This window comes from Pseudonocardia sp. (assembly GCF_025965585.1).
In the GTDB taxonomy this organism is placed as follows: domain Bacteria; phylum Actinomycetota; class Actinomycetes; order Mycobacteriales; family Pseudonocardiaceae; genus Pseudonocardia.
In genome coordinates, this window is record NZ_JAOPWR010000350.1 from 1 (window position 1) to 2,880 (window position 2,880).

The 2,880-nt window shown below is 72.3% G+C and carries 4 protein-coding genes; 3 read left to right on the top strand and 1 reads right to left on the bottom strand.

All coding sequences use genetic code 11. The features are described 5' to 3' along the window. Positions 1-531: IclR family transcriptional regulator (locus JWR81_RS21345; protein WP_297655793.1), on the bottom strand; the 531-nt coding region annotated here is incomplete at its 3' end. A gap of 162 nt (positions 532-693) precedes the next feature. Between JWR81_RS21345 and JWR81_RS21350 the strand changes: the two genes are divergently transcribed. The 3 genes from JWR81_RS21350 to JWR81_RS21360 all read left to right on the top strand — a co-directional run. Then, on the top strand, positions 694-2,100 hold the full coding sequence (locus JWR81_RS21350) for an MmgE/PrpD family protein (RefSeq protein ID WP_297655796.1): 1,407 nt from the start codon (positions 694-696) through the stop codon (positions 2,098-2,100). Next, positions 2,097-2,612 (top strand): MaoC family dehydratase, encoded by a 516-nt coding sequence (locus JWR81_RS21355; RefSeq protein ID WP_297655799.1) that lies wholly within the window; start codon positions 2,097-2,099, stop codon positions 2,610-2,612. The genes JWR81_RS21350 and JWR81_RS21355 overlap by 4 nt, the downstream gene beginning before the upstream one ends. Continuing rightward, positions 2,609-2,880, top strand: a 272-nt coding sequence (locus tag JWR81_RS21360) for an acyl-CoA dehydrogenase family protein (protein WP_297655803.1), incomplete at its 3' end; no start/stop codon positions are given. The genes JWR81_RS21355 and JWR81_RS21360, both read left to right, overlap by 4 nt.

Here is a 2,880-nt window from a genome sequence, read left to right on the forward strand (position 1 = left end):
CTCGGCACGCAGCTCGTCGGGATCGACGACCGTGGTCGGCGAGTACCCCTCGAGGCCGCCGGCGAGCAGGGCCTCCACCTCGGCCTCGGGCAGGTGGGCGAGCACCGACAGGCCGGTCGACGTGGCGTGGCTCGGGGTGCGCGTGCCGAGCTCGTTGAAGGTGCGGACCGGTTGGGTCGAGTCCATCCGCTCGACGAGCACCATCCACTCCGTCCCGTCGGGGACGGCTAGGTGGATCGTCTCGTTGGTCTCGTCCCGTAGCGCCTGCATAGGCCCGAGAGCCGCCTCACGCAAGCTCGTCTCGCGGGCGCCAGCCCGGGCGATCCTCCGCGCGGCCGGGCCGAGGGTCCAGCGGGTGAACTCGCCGGCGACGTGCTCCAGCCAGCCGGCTTCGGCCAGCGTGACGAGGCTGCGCTGCACTGTGCTTTTCGGCAGGCCGAGGGCGCGGGCGAGGTCGGCGACCCCGACGGGCTGCCGTGCCGCCACCGCCTCGAGCACCTGCAGGCTCCGCAACACGCTCTGCACGCTCACCACCGCATCCTTCCAGCCCACCGCCGAATCCAGGACGGGCGGGAAGCCGCCGCAGGGCATTGACATCCGACTGGTGCACGGCGCACAGTCGCTATGCCATCCAACAGCACGCATGCCATCTAGTGGCACAGAAGTGGTGAGTAGATGAGTCGTCCAGCAACGATGCCAAGCCACTCCGACCCCCTGCCTCCCAGACCGCCACCCTCCGACGCCCCACCGGAACTCCGCCTGGCCGCGGAAATAGCCGGAATCACCGTCGATCGCGTCGGGCCGGCCGCGCTCGCGGTCGCCGCGCAGTGCGTGCTCGACGGGCTAGGGGTGGCGATCGCCGCCACTGACGAGCCCGGGGTTCGCATTGTGCGCGAGGTGGCGCTGGCCGAGACCCCGTCCGGTTCGGCGACGCTGCTCGGCCACGGCGCACGGACTGGCGCCCGGGCCGCGGCGCTGGTCAACGGCACCGCTGCACACGCGTTGGACTACGACGACGTGCTGGCGGCAATGGGCGGCCACCCGACGGTCCCCGTCCTGCCCGCAGCCCTGGCTCTGGCCGAGGAGCTCGGCGTCGGGGGCCGAGAGCTGCTGGTGGCCGTCGTTGCCGGCATCGAGACCGAGGCCCGGGTCGGCGCCGCCCTCGGGACCGCGCACTACGCCCGCGGCTTCCACAACACCGCCACCGCGGGCACCCTGGGCGCCGCAGCCGCCGCGGCGTCGCTACTGCGGCTGCCGACGGAGCGGGTCCGAACGGCGCTCTCCATCGCCGCGACCAGCGCGTCCGGGCTCAAGGCCAACTTCGGCACGATGACCAAGCCCCTGCATGCCGGCCAGGCGGCCGCGGCGGGGCTGCTCGCCGCGCGGCTGGCCGGAGCGGGGTTCACGGCGTCGGACACGGGGCTCACCGAGCGGCGCGGGATGCTGCCGGTCCTGTCCGACGCACCCGAGCCGGACGCCCTGGCGGTGCCGTTCGGCCAGCCGTGGCACGTCGCGTCCGTGTTGTTCAAATTCCACGCCGCCTGCTACCTCACACACGCGACGATCGACGCCGCGCTGGCGCTGCGAGTCGGCGGTCTGGACCCCCGTGCCATCGAGTCCGTGGACCTGATCGTGCCGCCCGGTCACCTTGGCGTCTGCGCGATCCCGCAGCCGCGGACCGGCCTGGAGGGAAAGTTCAGCCTGCGCTTCACCACCGCGCTCGCCCTGTACTCCGGCGCCACCGACGAGTCCCGCTTCACCGACGCCGCCGCGCGGGACCCCGAGCTGGTCGCCCTGCGCGACACCGTGCGCGTCCACACCTCCGGCGACATCGGGCACTACGCGGGCCGGGTCACTGTCCGAACGCGCGACGGCCGCACGCTGCAGGCCGAGGGCGACGTGAGCACGCCGCGCTGGCAGCACTCCCCCGACGAGCAGGCGCCCGCCCTGCAACGCAAGTTCGACGGGCTCGTCAGCCCCGTCCTCGGCCCGGATGCCACCGCACGACTGCGCCGGCTGCTGGCGGACCTCCCCGGCCTCGGCTCCGTCGCCGAGCTGACCCGCGCGACCGTCCCCGACGGCGGAAGGACCTTTCCATGAGTGTCGACACCTCCCCCCGAGCAGCGGAGCCGGACGCGACCCGGCTGTGGCCCAAGGGGAACCACTTCGAGGACTTCGCCGTGGGCGGGGTCTACGTGCATCACTGGGGCCGCACGCTGCTCGAGTCCGACAACAGCACCTTCTCCTCGCTGACTCTGAGCTACCACCCCACCTACTTCAACCGCCTCTACGCCAGGGCGATGGGCCACGACGACCTCGTCGTGAACCCCATGCTCGTCTTCCTGACGGTGTTCGGGATGAGCGTCGAGGACCTGAGCGAGATCGGCGGCGCGTTCCTCGGCGTCGACGACCTGGTTCACCACCGGCCCGTCCTGGTCGGCGAGACCCTGACTGCCCGCAGCACCGTCACGGCGGTCAAGGAGTCCGGCAGCCGCCCGCACCAGGGCATCGTCACTTGGCACACCGAGGGGTTCGCAGAGGGCGGCGACCCGGTCATCTCCTTTCTCCGCACCAACCTCATCGCCCGCCGCACCCCGCTGGAGGCCTCGTGACCACGACCGAAGACCGTCCCGCCGGAGACGTCGGCCGGGACGTCGGCACGTCCGTCCCCGGCCCCTACCTCACCGAGGACCGCCGACAGTTCCAGGCGCTGGCCCGGGAGTTCACGATGCGGGAGGTGCTGCCGGTCGCGAATGAGCTCGACCCCGAGGGCGGCGAGATCCCGATGGCGCTACGGGACAAGATGAGCGAGCTCGGCTTCTTCGGGATCATGATCCCGGAGGAGCACGGCGGGCTGGGCCTGGGCTCCTTCGAGTACTG